The sequence below is a fragment of the Nitrosomonas supralitoralis genome (assembly GCF_003011925.2).
GTDB lineage: Bacteria > Pseudomonadota > Gammaproteobacteria > Burkholderiales > Nitrosomonadaceae > Nitrosomonas > Nitrosomonas supralitoralis.
Genome location: NZ_PXXU01000015.1, coordinates 1 through 17,200, shown reverse-complemented (window position 1 = coordinate 17,200; position 17,200 = coordinate 1). Strand labels below are relative to the sequence as shown.

At 50.6% G+C, this 17,200-nt stretch carries 14 protein-coding genes and 1 pseudogene; 7 read left to right on the top strand and 8 right to left on the bottom strand.

Annotated features, from left to right (window positions below; translation table 11 throughout):
* Nucleotides 1-142: 142 nt before the first annotated feature.
* Both C7H79_RS06630 and C7H79_RS06625 read right to left on the bottom strand, forming a co-directional pair.
* Nucleotides 143-466, bottom strand: a complete 324-nt coding sequence (locus tag C7H79_RS06630) for a hypothetical protein (RefSeq protein WP_106706550.1) — start codon at nt 464-466, stop codon at nt 143-145.
* Between the two features lie 2 nt (nt 467-468).
* On the bottom strand, nt 469-891 hold the full coding sequence (locus tag C7H79_RS06625) for a Fur family transcriptional regulator (RefSeq protein WP_106706509.1): 423 nt from the start codon (nt 889-891) through the stop codon (nt 469-471).
* Between the two features lie 246 nt (nt 892-1,137).
* Between C7H79_RS06625 and C7H79_RS06620 the strand changes: the two genes are divergently transcribed.
* The 7 genes from C7H79_RS06620 to C7H79_RS06590 all read left to right on the top strand — a co-directional run bounded on the left by C7H79_RS06620 (nt 1,138) and on the right by C7H79_RS06590 (nt 10,443).
* On the top strand, nt 1,138-1,614 hold the full coding sequence (locus C7H79_RS06620; protein WP_106706508.1) for a DUF4396 domain-containing protein: 477 nt from the start codon (nt 1,138-1,140) through the stop codon (nt 1,612-1,614).
* A 9-nt stretch (nt 1,615-1,623) separates the two neighbouring features.
* On the top strand, nt 1,624-2,088 hold the full coding sequence (gene cueR, locus C7H79_RS06615) for a Cu(I)-responsive transcriptional regulator (RefSeq protein ID WP_106706507.1): 465 nt from the start codon (nt 1,624-1,626) through the stop codon (nt 2,086-2,088).
* Between the two features lie 46 nt (nt 2,089-2,134).
* Entirely contained in the window at nt 2,135-3,730 is a 1,596-nt protein-coding gene (locus C7H79_RS06610) for a tetratricopeptide repeat protein (protein ID WP_106706506.1), read from the top strand.
* 65 nt (nt 3,731-3,795) lie between these two features.
* The gene (locus C7H79_RS06605; protein WP_242447177.1) at nt 3,796-4,176 is read left to right on the top strand and encodes a hypothetical protein; all 381 of its coding nucleotides are present in this window, start codon (nt 3,796-3,798) and stop codon (nt 4,174-4,176) included.
* A 206-nt stretch (nt 4,177-4,382) separates the two neighbouring features.
* A complete protein-coding gene (locus C7H79_RS06600; protein ID WP_172592372.1) occupies nt 4,383-5,720 on the top strand; it encodes a TolC family protein in 1,338 nt (445 codons plus the stop codon).
* A gap of 20 nt (nt 5,721-5,740) precedes the next feature.
* Complete coding sequence (locus C7H79_RS06595; protein ID WP_106706505.1) at nt 5,741-7,315, top strand: efflux RND transporter periplasmic adaptor subunit; 1,575 nt, start codon at nt 5,741-5,743, stop codon at nt 7,313-7,315.
* Between the two features lie 11 nt (nt 7,316-7,326).
* Nucleotides 7,327-10,443 carry an efflux RND transporter permease subunit gene (locus C7H79_RS06590; RefSeq protein ID WP_106706504.1) on the top strand — a complete coding sequence of 1,039 codons (3,117 nt, stop codon included), beginning with the start codon at nt 7,327-7,329 and terminating at the stop codon, nt 10,441-10,443.
* A gap of 21 nt (nt 10,444-10,464) precedes the next feature.
* Here C7H79_RS06590 and C7H79_RS06585 read toward each other — a convergent pair whose 3' ends face one another.
* From C7H79_RS06585 to hsdR, 6 genes and pseudogenes are all read right to left on the bottom strand, one after another.
* A complete protein-coding gene (locus tag C7H79_RS06585) occupies nt 10,465-11,331 on the bottom strand; it encodes a hypothetical protein (RefSeq protein ID WP_106706503.1) in 867 nt (288 codons plus the stop codon).
* 8 nt (nt 11,332-11,339) lie between these two features.
* Entirely contained in the window at nt 11,340-13,370 is a 2,031-nt protein-coding gene (locus C7H79_RS18400; RefSeq protein ID WP_197714601.1) for a restriction endonuclease subunit S, read from the bottom strand.
* Entirely contained in the window at nt 13,367-13,492 is a 126-nt protein-coding gene (locus C7H79_RS19205) for a hypothetical protein (protein ID WP_258577624.1), read from the bottom strand. The genes C7H79_RS18400 and C7H79_RS19205 overlap by 4 nt, the downstream gene beginning before the upstream one ends.
* A complete protein-coding gene (locus tag C7H79_RS06575) occupies nt 13,489-13,893 on the bottom strand; it encodes an endonuclease domain-containing protein (RefSeq protein ID WP_106706502.1) in 405 nt (134 codons plus the stop codon). Before C7H79_RS06575 ends, C7H79_RS19205 begins: the two co-directional genes overlap by 4 nt.
* 10 nt (nt 13,894-13,903) lie before the next feature.
* Complete coding sequence (locus tag C7H79_RS06570; protein ID WP_106706501.1) at nt 13,904-15,418, bottom strand: type I restriction-modification system subunit M; 1,515 nt, start codon at nt 15,416-15,418, stop codon at nt 13,904-13,906.
* Nucleotides 15,419-15,447: 29 nt separating this feature from the next.
* Nucleotides 15,448-17,200, bottom strand: a pseudogene (hsdR, locus tag C7H79_RS06565) (EcoAI/FtnUII family type I restriction enzme subunit R); the annotation flags it as partial.

Below are 17,200 nucleotides of genomic sequence, written 5' to 3'. Positions count from 1 at the left end.
TTCCTAATTAAATAGGGTGCATGTCATGCAACTAAGTTGCAACAATGATGCTGATCAATCACAAGTAATTAGCCCGTACCAAGACAGTCAATAGACAACTTGACGGTTGGGTCAGGATAGGGCTAGCTAGCTAATTTAAAAATCAGAAAAACCGGAGAGGCGGTGCGCGTGAAAAATAGCAGGCTGTTTTGCTGTCAGAATGCCATCTCATCGCCGATAATGGCAATCGGTGACGAACAACTGAAATGCGCAGGAACAATCCTATAGCAATCAGAAGGAGATTAAGTGCGGTAAGTGCGAGACAATCCAGACAGATCTCATCAAGATCGATACCCGTGTCATTTTCACTTATGCTGACTTCGAGCCCATCGGTTTGCGTGTAGTGTGTGAACGCATGTGCCATCAAAAACACCGGTACAGACAATATTGCAAGTGCAAGAATCAGAAATAAGCTTTTACGTATCATCGCTAACAGCAATTGGCGCAAAGGCCTTTGACCGTCAATTCAATTTCCTGGAAGCGATAGCCAGCCGGTAATGACCAGTTTCGTTCAATAGATAAATTATCCAGACAAATCACTTGTGCGCAGCCCGTACATTTAAAATGTGCATGTTGATGTAAATGCGGCTCGAGGTTGGCATGATAACGCCACACCCGGTCGTCGCTGGTTATCTTGTGAATCAGGCTTTTTGCGACAAGCCACTCCAGCGTGCGATATAGAGTCACCCGATCCAATTGCAATGATTGTGGCAGGCGCTGTTCGATTTCACGATGAGTTACGGCTTGCTGCTCAGCCATCAGAGTGGCCAATATTCCAATTCTACCCGCTGTCGCTCGGCCACCGAGGTGTCGGATCATGTCTTCAGCGGCAATGCAAAATTTATTAAACATACTGATGTAAATGCAACAATGTTGCACGCATTGTAATGAAATTATTCTCCAGTTACAACAAGCAATTAATTCTAACCAGAATGCGCCACAATAAACTTTCTGATTTACAGCTTATAACTAGCAGTGCCAGGAACAAAACAAAATATTCGGTCGGATTATTGCAATATACTAAAATTGGCACTTGACTTTCCAACGATGGGAAGGTTCAGCATGAATACTCCTTATACAAATTTACAGGAGTTGAACATGAAAGATTACTTGCATCACAATCATGATCCAGTTAAAGAACAATCGTTGAACAGTGTTGCATTGATGGCCACTGTGCATTGCTTATCGGGTTGCGCGATCGGTGAAATTGCCGGAATGGTGATTGGAACAGCGCTGGGATGGAGCAATGCGGCTACTATTACGCTTGCGATTGCGCTCGCATTCATGTCCGGTTATTTACTGATCATGCTGCCTATTCTGCGTGCGGGGTACAATTATAAAACAGCTATGCGCATCGCTATCGCAGCCGATACAGCTTCGCTTACCATCAAGGAAATCGTTGATAATATGGTGATGTTGATAATTCCGGGAGCGATGAAGGCAGCAATCGATTCGTTGTTGTTTTGGGGCAGTCTTGCAACTGCATTGATTATTGCAGGCATTGCTACTTTTCCAGTTAACCGCTGGCTTATTGCGCGAGGTCGCGGTCATGCATTAGCCCACGTGCATCATTGAGGTGTTGAAATGAATATTGGACAGGCAGCGCAAGCTTCCGGTGTTTCTGCAAAAATGATTCGTCATTACGAGGCAATGGGTCTTATTCCGAAGGCGGCACGCGCTTATTCAGGTTACCGCCATTTTCTTGAACGCGATATACACACATTGCGTTTCATTCGCCAGGCTCGTGCGGCCGGGTTTAACACGGCGCAGATTAAAAAGCTGCTCTCATTATGGCAGGATCGGCAACGGCCCGCGCGCGAAGTGAAACAACTGGCAATCGAGCATTTAAACGAATTGAAAGCGCGTATATCCGAGTTGGAACTGATTGCTCAAGCCTTATCCCAATTGATTGTACAGTGTCATGGTGATGAGCGTCAGGATTGTCCGATTCTGGATACTTTAGCTGGGGAGGATGGCGCTAAAGAATTTATCGAATCACATGATGCAAGTCGCTCGCGTGCTCGCTCAAACCGTCCATTGACGAAATAACATTGATTTAAGCTCATAGAGCTATCACAAAAAACTGAGGTGTTACATGAAAACATACATAGCCACGATTACCATCCTGGGCATTTTGCTTGCTGGTTCGTTACAAGCGGATGGGAATCATCATACGGGCGCTTTCGACCAGGAGAAATTGGGTGAGGTAAACTTCCTGGTTTCCTGCGCACCGATGGCGCAGGCGCAATTTAATCAGGCAGTGGCGATGCTGCATTCGTTCTGGTATGAGGAGGCGGAAAAGACATTTCGTCAAGTGACTGTAATCGACCCAAATTGCGTCATGGGTAACTGGGGTATCGCGATGAGCCTTTATCACCAATTATGGGCGACACCCCCGAATGCATTGGAATTGCAGAAAGGACGCGAGGCGTTACAACAAGTCAGCAAGCGAGTGATCAAAACGGAAAGAGAAAAAGCCTATCTTGAAGCCGTTGGATTCTTGTATCAATTCAATGAAAAAGCGGATTACAGTGCGAGAAAGCTGGCATACCAGAGTGCGATGGAGCGGATCATGATGCAATATCCTGATGATCGCGAAGCTGCCGTGTTTTATGCACTGGCGTTGATTTCTACGGCTTCTCCAAGTGACAAGACTTTTTCCAACCAGAAAAAAGCAATGGGTTTGCTACAAAAAGTTTTGGAACATGAACCGGATCATCCCGGTGTGACGCATTACATCATCCACAGTAGCGATTATCCTGAACTGGCCGAGCTTGGATTGAAAGCAGCGCGCGCATATACACGCATTGCACCGGTAGTGCCGCATGCGTTGCACATGCCATCACACATCTTCATTAGATTAGGACACTGGCAGGACGCGATACAATCCAATTTGGCCGCTTATGATGCGGTAAAGGTGCATGCACGGGAAAATGCCCTAACCGAAACCTGGGATCAGCAATTGCACTATATGGATTATGCGATTTACGCTTACTTGCAAACCGGAGAGACAGAGAAAGCCAGTGAAATCTTGCGGGAGCTGCAATCAATTAAAAAAGTGCAGCCTGAAAATGTCACCACCGCTTATGCATATGCAGCAATTCCAGCACGCTATGCGATAGAACGCGGCAAATGGCACGAGGCTGCCGATCTTAACGTCAATCCGGGCGATTTTCCATGGCAACAATTCGGTTGGTGTGAAGCCATCACACACTTTGCCCGTGGCCTGGGAGCGGCAAGAGCTGGACAAATGGCTGTAGCTCAAAACAGTCTGCAGCGGTTGGAAACGTTGCGTAATGCCGACCGAGCTGCCAATAAAGACTATACCGCCGATCAAATTGAAATTCAGCGTTTGGCGGTTGCAGCCTGGGTAGCGCACGGAAAAGGAAACACAGCAAATGCTGTAAATCTTATGCGTACCTCGGCTGAATTGGAAGACTCAACCGAAAAAGACAATGTCACGCCAGGTGCAATCATTCCCGCCAGGGAATTGCTGGGAGAATTGCTGCTTGAACTGAAACGGCCCAGTGAAGCCCTTAAGGAACTCGAAGCTTCATTAAAACGCACACCCAACCGCCACAATGCCATTTTTCGTGCAGCACAGGCAGCCAGGCTTGCCGGGGATCAATTGAAGGCCGACCACTATGAGCAACAGCATCAGCAATTGATGACATCCAATCAACTGCGTTGATCAGGAGCTGGAATTATTTGAAGATTTTCTTTGTCAAATCTAGAAACTGTTTATAATAAAAAAACATGAAAGCATACAATTACAAATTGCTATTGGTTTTTTTTATGCTGTGGCTACCCCTGCAAGGTGCTGCAGGGGCTGTTTTGTCAGTATGTGTGCAGGAGAAAAATTTTCACATTCAAGCTGACGCGTCAGCGATAACCATCGACAGTCATCATCATGAAGACTGTCATAAGCAAGCGGCCGATGACACAATCAATCATGTGTTGACCAGCCTGCCATGCGACGATACTTCTTGTAATGCTTATAGCAGCACGCCGATTTTGTCTGATTATGCAGTGCCGATGCTGATCGAAATCACTTCTACTGTTATTTCTTTGAATTCCGGATTCACGTCGTTTGATCCGGAACAACCGCAACGCCCACCACTAACCGATCTCCTGTAACTTCGCCGGTTGCCCGGCAAATGAGCGTTTTTTGCAAGAATCTGTGCATCAATTTGTGTTGTGCAGACAGTGCAATGTCGCTCACTATCCGCAGTGTCTGTTTATTTTCAATAGAGCAGTCGAAATTATCTGTCAGGAGGTCAAATGTTCATTTTATTCATTATTAAAACGTACCAAAAGCAACAAACCTTTGTCCGGAGGCTGCGATGAATCGCGTCGGTATGGTTGTCATTGCGCTGGCCGCGATTACGATGACAACCCATGTGCATGCAGAGGGCGGGATCGGATCAATCATGTTTACCCACGCGGTCGCACAAGAATCTGCGACCGCGCCGCATTTGGGCAACACTACATCATTACCCAGGCTGATCAGGGAAGCACTGGAAAATAATCCGGAAATCCAGGCAGCACATCAGGAGCGCGTAGCGGCGCAGCAAAGAATAGCGCCGGCTGGGGCGCTGGATGATCCCATGCTCGAAGCGGGTGTGATTAATGCGCCGTTGGCGTCATCACCGTTTAACCGTGAAGATATGACGATGAAAATGATCGGCCTGTCCCAACGCCTCCCTTTTCCGGGGAAACGTGGTTTGCGCAAGGAAGTTGCCAGCAAGGATGCCCAAGCTATTGAATATGGCTATCAGGAAACAGCTAATCGCGTGGTGCATGACCTGAAGACGGCTTATTTTGACCTGGGCCTTGCGCGCGAGATGATTCAGTTGGTTGAAAAGAACCGGCAGACGCTGGAATATTTCTTGCGCATTGCTGAAGAGCGTTATCAGGTAGGACAAGGCAGTCAGGCGGATGTACTGAAGGCACAGACACAAGTTTCAAGAATGCTGGACAGGCTGCTGGGACTGGCCCGTGAGCAACCCGTATTTGAGGCGGAATTGATTCGTGCACTGGGGCGCAGCACCAGGATTGAGACTCTGGTTCCAGCGCTGCTGCACATTCAGGAAACACCCTTGATTCTGGAGGCGCTGCAACAAGAGGCTATGGCACAACGTCCGCAACTATTGGCATTGCAAAGTTTGATTGCGCGCAACGAAAAATCCGTTGATTTGGCGCGCCGGGCTTATTACCCCGATCTCGATGTGCGTTTATCTTATGGTCAGCGCGACAGCATGCTCGATGGCAGTCGACGCGACGATATGGTCAGCATGACGGTGGCTGTCAATCTGCCGGTATGGCGTGGCAATAAAATCGAGCCGCGCATCATGGAATCGCAAGCGCTGCGTGACCAGGCAGCCAGTCTGTATCAGGCTCAAAGTAACGAGTTGACAGCAAGATTGCGGCAGCAGATTGCCATGGCTGAACAAAGCCTGAAATCGGTCAAGTTGTATCAAACCACCATTTTGCCGCAGGCCCGACTGACGGTTGAATCCGCTTTGGCTGCGTATCAGGTAGGCCGGGTTGATTTTCTGACACTGCTGGATAATCAGATGACGGTATTTGATTATGAAACCAGTCGGATTACCGCGTTGGCTAATTACAACAAGGCGCTGGCTGAAATTGATTGGCTGGTGGGTAAAAATCATGCGCACTGATATCAATCAAGGAGTTCCTCATGTCATCCATGATTAAGCCGCTGTTAGTCGCGATTTCTCTGTTAGCTGTACTGGCCGCAGGTTACTGGTGGGGTTATACACAATCACAAACAACCGTAGCAACGTCAGCAACGATAACGACCAACGGGGAACGCAAGATTCTGTTTTACCGTAATCCAATGGGTTTGCCAGATACTTCTCCAGTGCCCAAAAAAGATCCGATGGGGATGGATTATCTGCCAGTCTACGAAGATGAAGAAGCGCCATCGGAACAAACCATTGTGGCCATCAGCACCGAAAAAGTACAAAAGCTTGGTGTGCGCACCGAAACGGCGGAATTGCGTGAACTGATTCGTACTGTCCGCGCAGTGGCGACGGTGCAAACCGATGAGCGCAAGCTATTTACCGTAGTGACCAAGTTTGAAGGATGGATTCAACGGCTGTACGTTAATGCTACCGGGCAAACGGTCAAAAAAGGTGATGCGCTGATGGATGTCTACAGTCCTGATCTGATTGCCGCGCAGCAGGAATATTTGATCGCCGCGCGCGGCCTGGAATCTGTCGCCGATGGCGATCCGGACGTACGCGCCGCGATGCAACGACTGGTTGCCAGCGCACTGCAGAAACTGCGCAACTGGGATGTTGCCGACATTGAATTGCGACGTTTGCAGCAAACCGGCGAAGTTCGTCAGTACTTGACAGTGCGTGCACTAACCGATGGCGTGGTGCTGGAAAAGAAAGTCATTGAGGGTCAACGTTTCATGCCGGGGGAAGCCCTGTATCAAATCGCTGATTTGTCCAGCGTTTGGATGCTGGCCGATGTGTTCGAACAGGACCTGGGCATGATTCATCCCGGTCAACTGGTGAGCATCCGCGTGGAAGCGTATCCTGACAAAGTTTTCAACGGTGAGGTGGCATTTATTTATCCAGTAGTGACGCCGGAGACGCGCACCGCCATCGTGCGCATCGTACTGTCCAATCCCGATGGCTTATTGAAGCCTGCCATGTATGCGCGTGCAGAATTTGCATCGTTTCACAGCAAAAATAAAGTCTTGACCGTACCTGATTCTGCCGTGCTGGATACCGGAACCCGTCGCGTGGTGCTGGTGGATTTGGGGGCTGGCCGCTTTGAACCACGCACGGTAAAACTGGGCATGCATGCCGATGGCTATGCCGAAGTACTGGGCGGGCTTCGGGTCGGCGAGGCGGTGGTGGTCAAGGCGAATTTTCTGATCGACGCGGAAAGCAACTTCAAAAGTGCGCTCAACAGTTTTGGCCACACTACGTATTATCCAGTATCCGACGAGCAGGAAATTGCATCCAGTTCGGCAGTACTATCTGCAGCGCATGTGCAATATCGCGGTGAAGGCAGCATTGAGGCGATCGATTTCGCACATGCGACGGTCACGCTTGCGCACGGCCCGATTGAAAGCCTGCAATGGCCGGCAATGGTGATGGATTTTCGCGTTCAGGAACCGGCGTTATTGCAATCGTTCAAGCCGGGTCAAAAAGTCATTTTTGAAATCGCCGAAGAATCGGCCGGCGAATTTGTGATTGTGCGCATTCAGCCCGCAGATACTTTTCACGACCACTAGGAGATATCGACATGCTCAAGCACGTGATTGAATGGTCGATTCGCAATGTTTTTCTGGTATTGCTGGGTACCGGGTTGATCGTCGGTTGGGGTATTTATGCGTTATGGAAAATGCCGATCGACGCGATTCCCGATTTGTCCGATGTGCAAGTCATCATTTATACCGAATACCCCGGCCAGGCGCCACAGGTGGTTGAGGATCAGGTCACTTATCCGCTTACCACCGCCATGCTGGCGGTGCCGCGCGCAAAGGTCGTGCGCGGACAGTCGGCGTTCGGGGTTTCGTTCATTTATGTTATTTTTGAAGATGGCACCGATATTTACTGGGCGCGGTCGCGCGTGCTGGAGTATTTGAGTTTTGCGGCGAACCAGTTGCCACAGGATGTGCGACCTGCGCTTGGCCCGGATGCAACCGGCGTCGGCTGGATTTATCAGTATGTTGTCACCGCCAAAAACCGTACACTGGACGAATTGCGCACCATTCAGGACTGGTTTCTGCGTTATCAATTAACCACCACCCACGGTATATCCGAAATTGCCAGTGTCGGAGGTTTTGTCAAAACTTATCAGATCACGGTCGATCCGCGCCGCCTGCAAGCCTATGACATTCCTTTGAAACGTATCACGGAGGTGATTGCCGCCAGCAATCGCGATGTCGGTGGGCGCGTGATCGAACTGGCGGAAACCGAATACATGGTGCGGGGTCGGGGTTATCTACGTGGCATCAGCGATCTGGAGAATCTGGTGGTGCGGGCGCATATCGGCATGCCTGTGCTGCTGCGTGATATCGCCCGCGTGGAATTGGTACCCGGTGAACGCCGCGGCATCACGGAGCTGAACGGCGAAGGGGAAGCAGTTTCCGGCATCGCAGTGGCGCGCTATGGCGAGAATGCACTGGATGTCATTCACGATCTTGAAGCAAAAATTGACCAGATCAAATCCGGATTGCCGCAGGATGTTTCAGTCAAATCGGTATACAACCGTTCGGAACTGATCCACCGCGCCATTGCGACACTGAAGGAAATATTCATCGAGCAGATCATCATCATCGCATTGGTGTGCGCAGTATTTCTGATGCACGTGCGCAGCGCGCTGGTGGCGATCATCATGCTGCCCATCGGCGTGTTGATCGCATTTATTGCCATGGGGCAACTCGGCATTAACTCCAACATTATGAGCCTGGCCGGAATTGCCTTGGCGATTGCGGAAATGACGGATGCTGCCATAGTCATGGTGGAAAATGCGCATAAGCATCTGGCGCGGCTTAAACCGGGAGAATCGCGCACCGACGCGATAATCACCGCTTGTAAGGAAGTCGGGCCGTCATTGTTTTTCAGCTTATTAATCATTACGGTATCGTTTCTTCCGGTGTTCGCGCTGGAAGCCCAGGAAGGTCGCATGTTCCAGCCGCTCGCGTATACCAAAACCTTTGCCATGGCCGGTGCGGCTATTTTATCGATTACGCTGGTTCCGGTGCTGATACTGCTGCTGATCCGTGGCCGCATTCCGCGCGAGCAAGACAATCCGCTGGGCCGCCTGATGATTCGCTGCTATCAACCGATAGTCGCGGGCGTGATGCACTGGAAAAAAACCATACTGGTGATTGCATTGGGCGTGCTGGCTGTGACGCTTTATCCGGCCATGCGGCTGGGCACCGAATTCATGCCGACATTAAACGAGGGCACGTTGCTGTACATGCCCGTCACGTTGCCGGGCATTTCGGTGACCAAGGCGGCGGAAACGATGCAGACGCAAAACAAAATCATCATGAGTTTTCCGGAAGTGGCCTCGGTGTTCGGCAAGGCGGGACGTGCCGATACCGCGACCGATCCGGCACCTCTGGAAATGACTGAAACCATCATCAACCTGAAACCGGAGCATGAATGGCGTCCCGGTTTGACCATCGATCAACTGATTGCCGAACTCGATCAGGCACTGCAAATTCCCGGTGTCGCGAATGCCTGGACCATGCCGATCAAAAACCGCATCGATATGCTCGCCACCGGCATTCGCACGCCGGTCGGCATCAAGGTATTCGGTAACAATCTGACGGAAATCGAAACCATCGCCCGGCAAATCGAAGCCGTGGTGAAAACCGTGCCCGGCACTGCCAGTGCGTATGCCGAGCGCATCACCGGCGGCTATTACCTGGATATCGAACCGGATCGGCTGGCATTGGCGCGTTACGGCCTGGCGGTGGGGGATCTGCTTGATGTCATTTCCGTGGCATTGGGCGGGGAAGTCATTACCACCACGGTGGAAGGCCGCGAGCGCTTTGATGTCGCGATCCGCTATCCGCGCGAACTGCGCAGCGACCCGCAGGCTATCGCCACGCAAGTGCTGGTACCCGCGATGGGCGGCACCATGGTGCCGCTGGGTCAATTGGCACAAGTCAAGCTGGTGCAAGGGCCGCCCAGTATCCGCACCGAAAACGCTCTGCTGTCGGCTTACATCTTCATCGATATCCGCGACCGCGACATCGGCGGTTACATCGCTGATGCGCAACAAGCCGTGCAAAAGCAGGTACAGTTTCCGCCAGGATACTACGCAACCTGGAGCGGTCAATTTGAATACATGCAGCGTGCCACTGAAAAATTGAAACTGGTGATTCCGCTGACAATACTGATGGTGTTCTTGCTGGTTTACTTGAATTTCGGCCGCCTGACTGAAACGCTGATCGTCATGCTGTCGATACCGTTTTCTGTGGTCGGCGGCATCTGGCTGATGTACTGGCTTGATTACAACCTGAGCATTGCCGCGGTGGTCGGATTCATCGGCCTGATCGGCATCGCCGCAGAATCCGGCATGGTGATGCTGACCTTCATCGATCAATCGCTCACCACCATCGCCCGGCAACGCAAAGCAATGGACGAGCAGGTATCCCTTAAGGATTTGTATGACGCCGTGGTGCAAGGCGCCGTTTACCGCATCCGCCCGGTAATGATGACGATCGCAGGCAGCGTGATCGGCTTGCTGCCGGTCATGCTCAGCACCGGCACCGGCTCTGAAGTGATGCGCCGCATCGCCGCTCCCATGGTCGGCGGCATGGTTTCCGCAACGATCCTGACATTGATCATTTTCCCGGCGGTGTATGCTTTAGTGAAGGAGATACCGCTGCGGCGTGGATAAAGACGGATATATCCAACACATTCATGCTCGGCTGCCTTCGATCATGAGCTGGTTCACTTCGGTGAACCAGCTGCAATCACGATAAGGCTTATTTTGCAGCAGCTTTTTATAACGCTCGGGTAAATGGCGCGCAATCGCCTGGAATTCCTGTTTATCCTGTTGCGTGACGAGGGTCGGGTCGATAAACGGAGTTTGGTTGCGGCGCAGATCCATCTTAAAGACCGGCTGATGCGGCAAATCAAAAAATCTGACCATGTTCTTCAGCACCGCTTCCTGTTTCAGATCCACGCCAACATCGATAAAAAACACGCGTGCTTGCCAGCGATGGTCGTGAATTAACTGCATCGCGCGGTACTCAATTTCCAGCCACTGCAACAGATAAAACTGAAAGCGGCTGAGTGATGACGGATAGTGTCGGAATACATCTTCCTGCCCGGTCAATGCCCAGCGGAAATAGCGCTCGCCGGTATCGCTGGTGTAATCGGCAAATGGAAAATGCCACTTGCGTATCATCTGCTCGCGCACATATTCGCTTTTTGCCACCCGTAACGGATGGCGCACCAAATGAATAAAACCAGGGTTGTTTAACAGTGCTCCGGCATGACGATTGAAGGCCTTGAGGAAAGCATGATTGGATTCAAAATAAACTGGTTCCTTGCGGCTGACGATAAAACGGCACTTGCGCTCCAGCACCGGCAATAAGGCGCGGTCGTTATGCCGCGTATTCCAGGCGATCGGCTTGCCAAACAGCGTGGGGTTTCCAAACGTAAAATAGGGCTCGTGCGTGCTGTAACACTGCGTAATGTTCTTGGCGAAGAAATCGGCAAGATAACTCGTGCCCGAGCGGCCGCTGGCAAGGGTGAACAGGACAAGCTGAGTGCGATTCATACATTCGTTCAGAAAGCTATTGCCTGCTCAACCACAACATCCGCCAGTTTTTTCTGTAACTGACTGGCTTGCGTGATAGTGGATTTGAGTTGGTCGCAGAGAGACATGAGTTCGTCGACTTTGGCGACGATGCGGTGTTGCTCGGGGAGGGGTGGAAGTGGGAAAACAAATTGTTCAATTTCCGATAAATAAAGACAAGGTTGCGCGCCTCCACGTTTTCTTGCGTGAATTGATTCTTGAAGCAGGTTTGAATCCATTGCCTGCTTTAAATAGTAACTGTTGAATAGCAATGGTTTTATAAGCGCTACACTTCTCACTAACGCAAAATTTGAATCAACAGGGACGAGAGATGTTCGTCCGATAGTTCCTCCAACAGAAACAATGAGTAGGTCACCAGTGTCCGGGCAGCAACGTTCCCTGGAGTTCAGATAATCTTGTTCAGAAATGAAGTCACAATTATCGAAATCCAGATAGCCATCACGAACATTTTTGGCAGAAAATAGCCTGAAGCCTTCTAAAATTCTTAGTGGTGTTTTGTGATCGCCATCAGTTATCTTTGATGTAATCTCGTCAAGCCTCACCCACATCCATCCCTGCGGCAATACAAACGATTTTTCCTCCTCTGAAATTCCTCGTTGAATCCCCCCCGGCCCCCCTTTTTCAAAGGGGGGGGTGGAGTTAGGGTTAGGGGTGGAATTAGAAAGAGGGGGAGTAGAAAAAGTGGTTGTAGTGGGATTGATTGAGGTTGCTGCAGCTGAACCTGTTTCCCCCCTTGGTAAAAGGGGGGTTAGGGGGGATTTGCCTTTCTTGATCTTCCCCTCAGCCATCAACCTGGCTTTTTCCGCCTGGATGCGCTCGAGCAATTCATTGGCCGGTTCATCGGTTGGGTCTTGCGGCACGAGTTTGCCCATCACCGCGAGTTGTAGCAGGGTTTGCTTGAGTGCGTCGATGCTGGCTTCGGTGGTGAATAAAGTATCAAAATGCGCAGCAATGCGCTGCCAATTGGCGCTGAAGTCATCCGCGCTTTGCGATTGAGTCAATGTGCCGAGCAGATGATTTACCAGTTTTTCGTGCGCTTCAGCGGCGTTGCTGTGCTGCGTTTCCAGTTGATCGCACAGCGCCATCAGTTCATCGACTTTGGTTACGATGCGATGTTGTTCGGGGAGGGGTGGGAGTGAAGTTAGTGTAGTTTTGAGATTATTTTGTGTTATTTGATTAATAGTTGTAGTTGAAACACCATCTAAGAGGCTTCTAAAAATAGGTGAATTCAAAAAAACTTGAACATAAAAATTAAGTGGGCTCTTGTATATCGCCATAAATGCACCAAAAACCATAGGTTCATTTAGATTCTCGATCATCGCAGTTTTGCCAACTAATGATTTACTACCATTTCGAGCGCAAATTAATAGATCGCCTTCATCAACAAATAAGTTACTTTTGATATTTCCACTAACCCTTATCAAATCCAATAGATCAATTTTTCCATTTTGGATATTAGAAGAGCGTAAAACGGGAATTCCATTATCAGAAATATCTTTGGGTGAATATGTCAATCCTATAAAAGTGCTTCCAATATCGTCTAATCTCACCCACTCCCACCCTTGCGGCAGTTCAAACGGTTTTTCCTCATCCAAAATTGGCGGTATCGGTTTATCTTTCTTGATTTTGCCTTTCGCTATCAGCTTTGCTTTTTCTATCTGTATCCGCTTGATTAACTCACCAGCTGGTTCATCGTTCGGATCTTGTGGCACCAATTTTCCGCGCACCGCCAGTTCCAGAATCAGTTCGCGCAGTTTCTGGACGCCGTATACGCTGGCGCCATTTCTGCCAGTGCGGCCACGGCCTGATTTCTTTTCTGTTTCGGCGCTGGTCCAGATGTCGAGGTGGTGAATCCATCCTAGCTCTCTTGGAATCCCCCCTAGCCCCCCTTTTTCAAAGGGGGGGATGGTGGTTGTGGGTGTTGCGGGGGGTGTTTTTGATGTGGATGTTTTAGTGTCCCGATTTTTGTCAGAATCAATTCCCGGAGTTTCAGCGCTCATACTCCACCCCCCTTTTCCAAAGGGGGGGTGGTGGTTGTGGGTGTTGCGGGGGGTGTTTTTGATGTGGATGTTTTAGTGTCCCGATTTTTGTCAGAATCAATTCCCGGAGTTTCAGCGCTCATACTCCACCCCCCTTTGAAAAAGGGGGGCTAGGGGGGATTAAAAGGACTCCCTTCTCAACCGCTTCAAAAACCACCCTCATCACCGCATCCAGTTCTTGCATAACCTGCCGGTTGTCAAAGCGCAACACTCGTAAACCCAATGATTCCAATATCCGGTCTCGTTCCGCGTCGCTGGCCTGGTGATTCGGTTCAAAATGTTGCGAGCCGTCCAGTTCGATGACGAGATTGGCTGCTGCGCAATAGAAATCGACGATGTAGTTGGCCAAGGGCTTCTGGCGGTAAAACTGCACGCCTAAAATTTGCTTGCGGCGCAATTTTGACCAGAGCAATTGTTCAGCATCGGTCATGTTGCTGCGCAGGTTGCGGGCGAAGGGTTTCAGAATTGGTTTGTAGGGTTGCATAATAATCCCCCTAGCCCCCCTTTTTCAACGGGGAGGACTTTTGTGCCGTACCTTGGTCGATTGAAGATGTTAATGCTGTGCCTAGTGTGTTTTTTAGCTGACTGCGTAGAGTAGCAATGTCATTTTGCATCGCGTGATATTGCGCCAGCAGCACGTCCGGGTCGTGAATTTCAAGTTCCCCAATATGCGGGTTTTTGCAGTCGAGGTTGTAGTTGCGCGCCTGAATGTCTGCCAGATCGATTCTCCAGGCGTATTCATTTTCCACGCGTTGTTTGAAACCGTCTTCCTCCCTGCCCCACCATGCAGCCTCGACATCAAATTCTTCAATCTTCATTGGCTTAGTCTTGTTGTAGCTTTTCACCCCGGGCGGATACGGGTGTTGGTAAAACCAAATTTGCTCAGTGGGTGTGCCTTTGCTGAAAAACAGCAGATTGGTCTTGATCCCGGTGTACGGGCTGAATACGCCGTTGGGCAGGCGCACGATGGTGTGCAGGTTGCATTCCTGCAGCAGTTTTTCCTTGATGCGCGTTTTGATGCCTTCACCGAACAGGAAGCCATCGGGGAGAACCAGTGCGGCGCGGCCACCGGGCTTGAGCAGTTGCATGATCAGCACCAAAAACAGATCGGCAGTTTCGCGCGTGCGGAACGCCGTCGGGAAATTGGTTTCAATGCCGTCTTCTTCCATACCGCCAAACGGCGGATTGGTGATGACCACATCGACGCGTTCTTTGGGTGACCAGCTGATGAGCGGTCGCGCCAGCGAATTATCGTGACGGATATTGCTCGGCACTTCGATGCCGTGCAGGATCATGTTGGTGGTGCACAGCAGATGCGGCAACGGTTTTTTTTCGATGCCGAAAATGCTGGCCTGCAGTTGCGCTTCGTTTTCCACCGTTTTTACATCCTGCTTGCGCATGTGTTCGATGGCGCAGGAAAGAAAACCGCCGGTACCGCAGGCCGGGTCCATGATTTTCTCACCCAGACGCGGGTTGACCCTGCGCACGATGAATTCGGTGACCGCACGCGGGGTGTAAAACTCGCCTGCGTTTCCGGCTGCCTGTAAATCGCGCAGCAGTTGTTCGTACATATCGCCGAACAGGTGGCGTTCCTGGGCCTTGTTGAAATCCACGCCTTCCTGAATCTTGTTGATTACCTGCCGGATCAACTGGCCGGATTTCATATAGTTGTAGGCGTCTTCGAATACCGAGCGGATCACATAGGCGCGCTGATCGCCGCCTTTGGCTTCGAGTTGCTGCAAAGCGGGGAACAGATCGTTATCGAGAAATTGCTTGAGCGCATCGCCGGTCATGCCTTCGGCATCGGCGGCCCAGTTGCGCCAGCGGAATTTCTCCGGCAACGGCGACTGGTAGTCGTCCTGCAGTAGCTCCCACTCATTTTCGCGGTCGTCAAAAATTTTCAGAAACAACATCCATACCAGTTGGCTCAGGCGCTGGGCGTCACCGTCGACGCCCACATCCTTGCGCATGATGTCCTGGATTGATTTGATAGTGGAGGAAATGCTCATCAGTTAAATGGTTTTGGGTTCATGTTCAATCAGGCGTAAAGATTTTGTTCCAGCTCATGCAGCGCTTCCAAGTAGGCGGCCTTGCCGCCAAAGATGGACACCAATTCATTGGCCGTGCCCATGTCTTTGAAGGGGTCGAGCGTGAGGATTTTGATGTCTTCGATGTTTTCTATGCCGGTATCGGCATATTTATCCAGCAAACTTTCCAATACCTGGCGTGCTTGTTCGCTGTATTTGGCAAAGTAGTTGCGTTTCTTCACATTTTCAGCGCGTTCGCGACGGGTCAGCGGTGGCTGGTCAAAGGCGACATGGCAGATCAGGTCGAATGCATCAAAATCCTTGCCCACCTCGTCAGCCAGGGGTACCAGCAATACGCCATGTTGTTCCAGTTCCTGCAAAAGGGTGGCCTTGCGTTCGGACTGGCTCCAGCGCTGCAGAAATTCATCGAGTGAGGCATAATCCTTGCGTACCGTGTGGCGCGTGTAGTCCTTGAGGGATTCGGTAATCAGCTTGCCCTCCGGTCCGTAGTATTGCACCCGTTCGGCAATAATATGCACGGTGACATCGCCCATGACGTATTTTACTCGGCGGGTGTCGAATGGTTCTAATCCCCCCTCGATCCCCCCCTTTTTCTAAGGGGGGAAGCGGTGTGCCGTTTTCATCGAGGTTAATTTCGAGCTCTTCATCGGGTGGCACGGGACACTCATTGCTTTTGGGTTCGTAGATCATCACGGGGTCGCCGTCGAAATCCTTGTCGGCGAATAATTCTGTGGCTTTTTTGAAGTCCATGATGGTGAACCAGAACTTACCATATTCCTCGTTAATGCGGGTGCCGCGTCCGATAATTTGTTTGAATTCGGTCATTGATCTGATGTGCTGATCCAGCACCACCAATTTGCAGGTTTGGGCGTCGACGCCGGTTGTCATCAGCTTGGATGTGGTGGCGATTACCGGGTAGCGTTCTTCCGGATTGATAAAATTATCCAGTTCAGCCTTGCCTTCGATGTCATCGCCGGTGATGCGCATCACGTATTTGCGGTTTTTTTTCACTTCTTCCGGATTGAGATTTACTAACGCCTGGCGCATGCGCTCGGCGTGGTCGATGTCGTCACAAAACACGATGGTTTTGGCATAGGGGTCTGTTGCCGTGAGGAATTCGGTAATTTTCCGGGCCACCAGTTCGGTGCGCTGTTCCAGTACCAGCGTACGGTCCATGTCGTTCAGATTGTAGATGCGGTCTTCAATCAACTCACCATGCTTGTCGGTCTGGCCTTTGCTGGGCCGCCAGCCTTGCAAATCCTTGTCGATGTCGATACGCACGACTTTGTAAGGTGCCAGAAAGCCGTCTTCAATGCCCTGTTTTAACGTATAGCTGTAAACGGGTTCACCAAAGTAATGAATGCTGGAAACATCCCTGGTTTCTTTCGGCGTAGCGGTTAAGCCGATGTGCGTGGCAGCGGAAAAATATGCCAGGATTTCGCGCCAGGCGGAATCTTCCGCTGCGCTGCCGCGATGGCATTCATCAATCACGATCAGGTCAAAAAAATCCGTCGAGAATTGCTTGTAGATGTTTTGTTCTTCTTCGCTGCCGGTCACGGCCTGATACAACGATAGGTAAATCTCGTAACTTTTGTCGATCTGGCGCTTGCTGATTTTGGTCATGGCTGCGCCAAACGGTTTGAAATCGTTATTCTTGGTCTGGTCGACCAGAATATTGCGATCGGCCAGAAACAGGATACGTTTTTTTGCGCCGGATTTCCACAGCCGCCAGATGATCTGAAA

Bases quoted from the DNA above. Each gene is read 5' to 3' on its own strand.
- C7H79_RS06630 (WP_106706550.1), bottom strand. From the start codon at position 466: ATGATACGTAAAAGCTTATTTCTGATTCTTGCACTTGCAATATTGTCT.
- C7H79_RS06625 (WP_106706509.1), bottom strand. From the start codon at position 891: ATGTTTAATAAATTTTGCATTGCCGCTGAAGACATGATCCGACACCTC.
- C7H79_RS06620 (WP_106706508.1), top strand. From the start codon at position 1,138: ATGAAAGATTACTTGCATCACAATCATGATCCAGTTAAAGAACAATCG.
- cueR (WP_106706507.1), top strand. From the start codon at position 1,624: ATGAATATTGGACAGGCAGCGCAAGCTTCCGGTGTTTCTGCAAAAATG.
- C7H79_RS06610 (WP_106706506.1), top strand. From the start codon at position 2,135: ATGAAAACATACATAGCCACGATTACCATCCTGGGCATTTTGCTTGCT.
- C7H79_RS06605 (WP_242447177.1), top strand. From the start codon at position 3,796: ATGAAAGCATACAATTACAAATTGCTATTGGTTTTTTTTATGCTGTGG.
- C7H79_RS06600 (WP_172592372.1), top strand. From the start codon at position 4,383: ATGAATCGCGTCGGTATGGTTGTCATTGCGCTGGCCGCGATTACGATG.
- C7H79_RS06595 (WP_106706505.1), top strand. From the start codon at position 5,741: ATGTCATCCATGATTAAGCCGCTGTTAGTCGCGATTTCTCTGTTAGCT.
- C7H79_RS06590 (WP_106706504.1), top strand. From the start codon at position 7,327: ATGCTCAAGCACGTGATTGAATGGTCGATTCGCAATGTTTTTCTGGTA.
- C7H79_RS06585 (WP_106706503.1), bottom strand. From the start codon at position 11,331: ATGAATCGCACTCAGCTTGTCCTGTTCACCCTTGCCAGCGGCCGCTCG.
- C7H79_RS18400 (WP_197714601.1), bottom strand. From the start codon at position 13,370: ATGAGCGCTGAAACTCCGGGAATTGATTCTGACAAAAATCGGGACACT.
- C7H79_RS19205 (WP_258577624.1), bottom strand. From the start codon at position 13,492: ATGAGCGCTGAAACTCCGGGAATTGATTCTGACAAAAATCGGGACACT.
- C7H79_RS06575 (WP_106706502.1), bottom strand. From the start codon at position 13,893: ATGCAACCCTACAAACCAATTCTGAAACCCTTCGCCCGCAACCTGCGC.
- C7H79_RS06570 (WP_106706501.1), bottom strand. From the start codon at position 15,418: ATGAGCATTTCCTCCACTATCAAATCAATCCAGGACATCATGCGCAAG.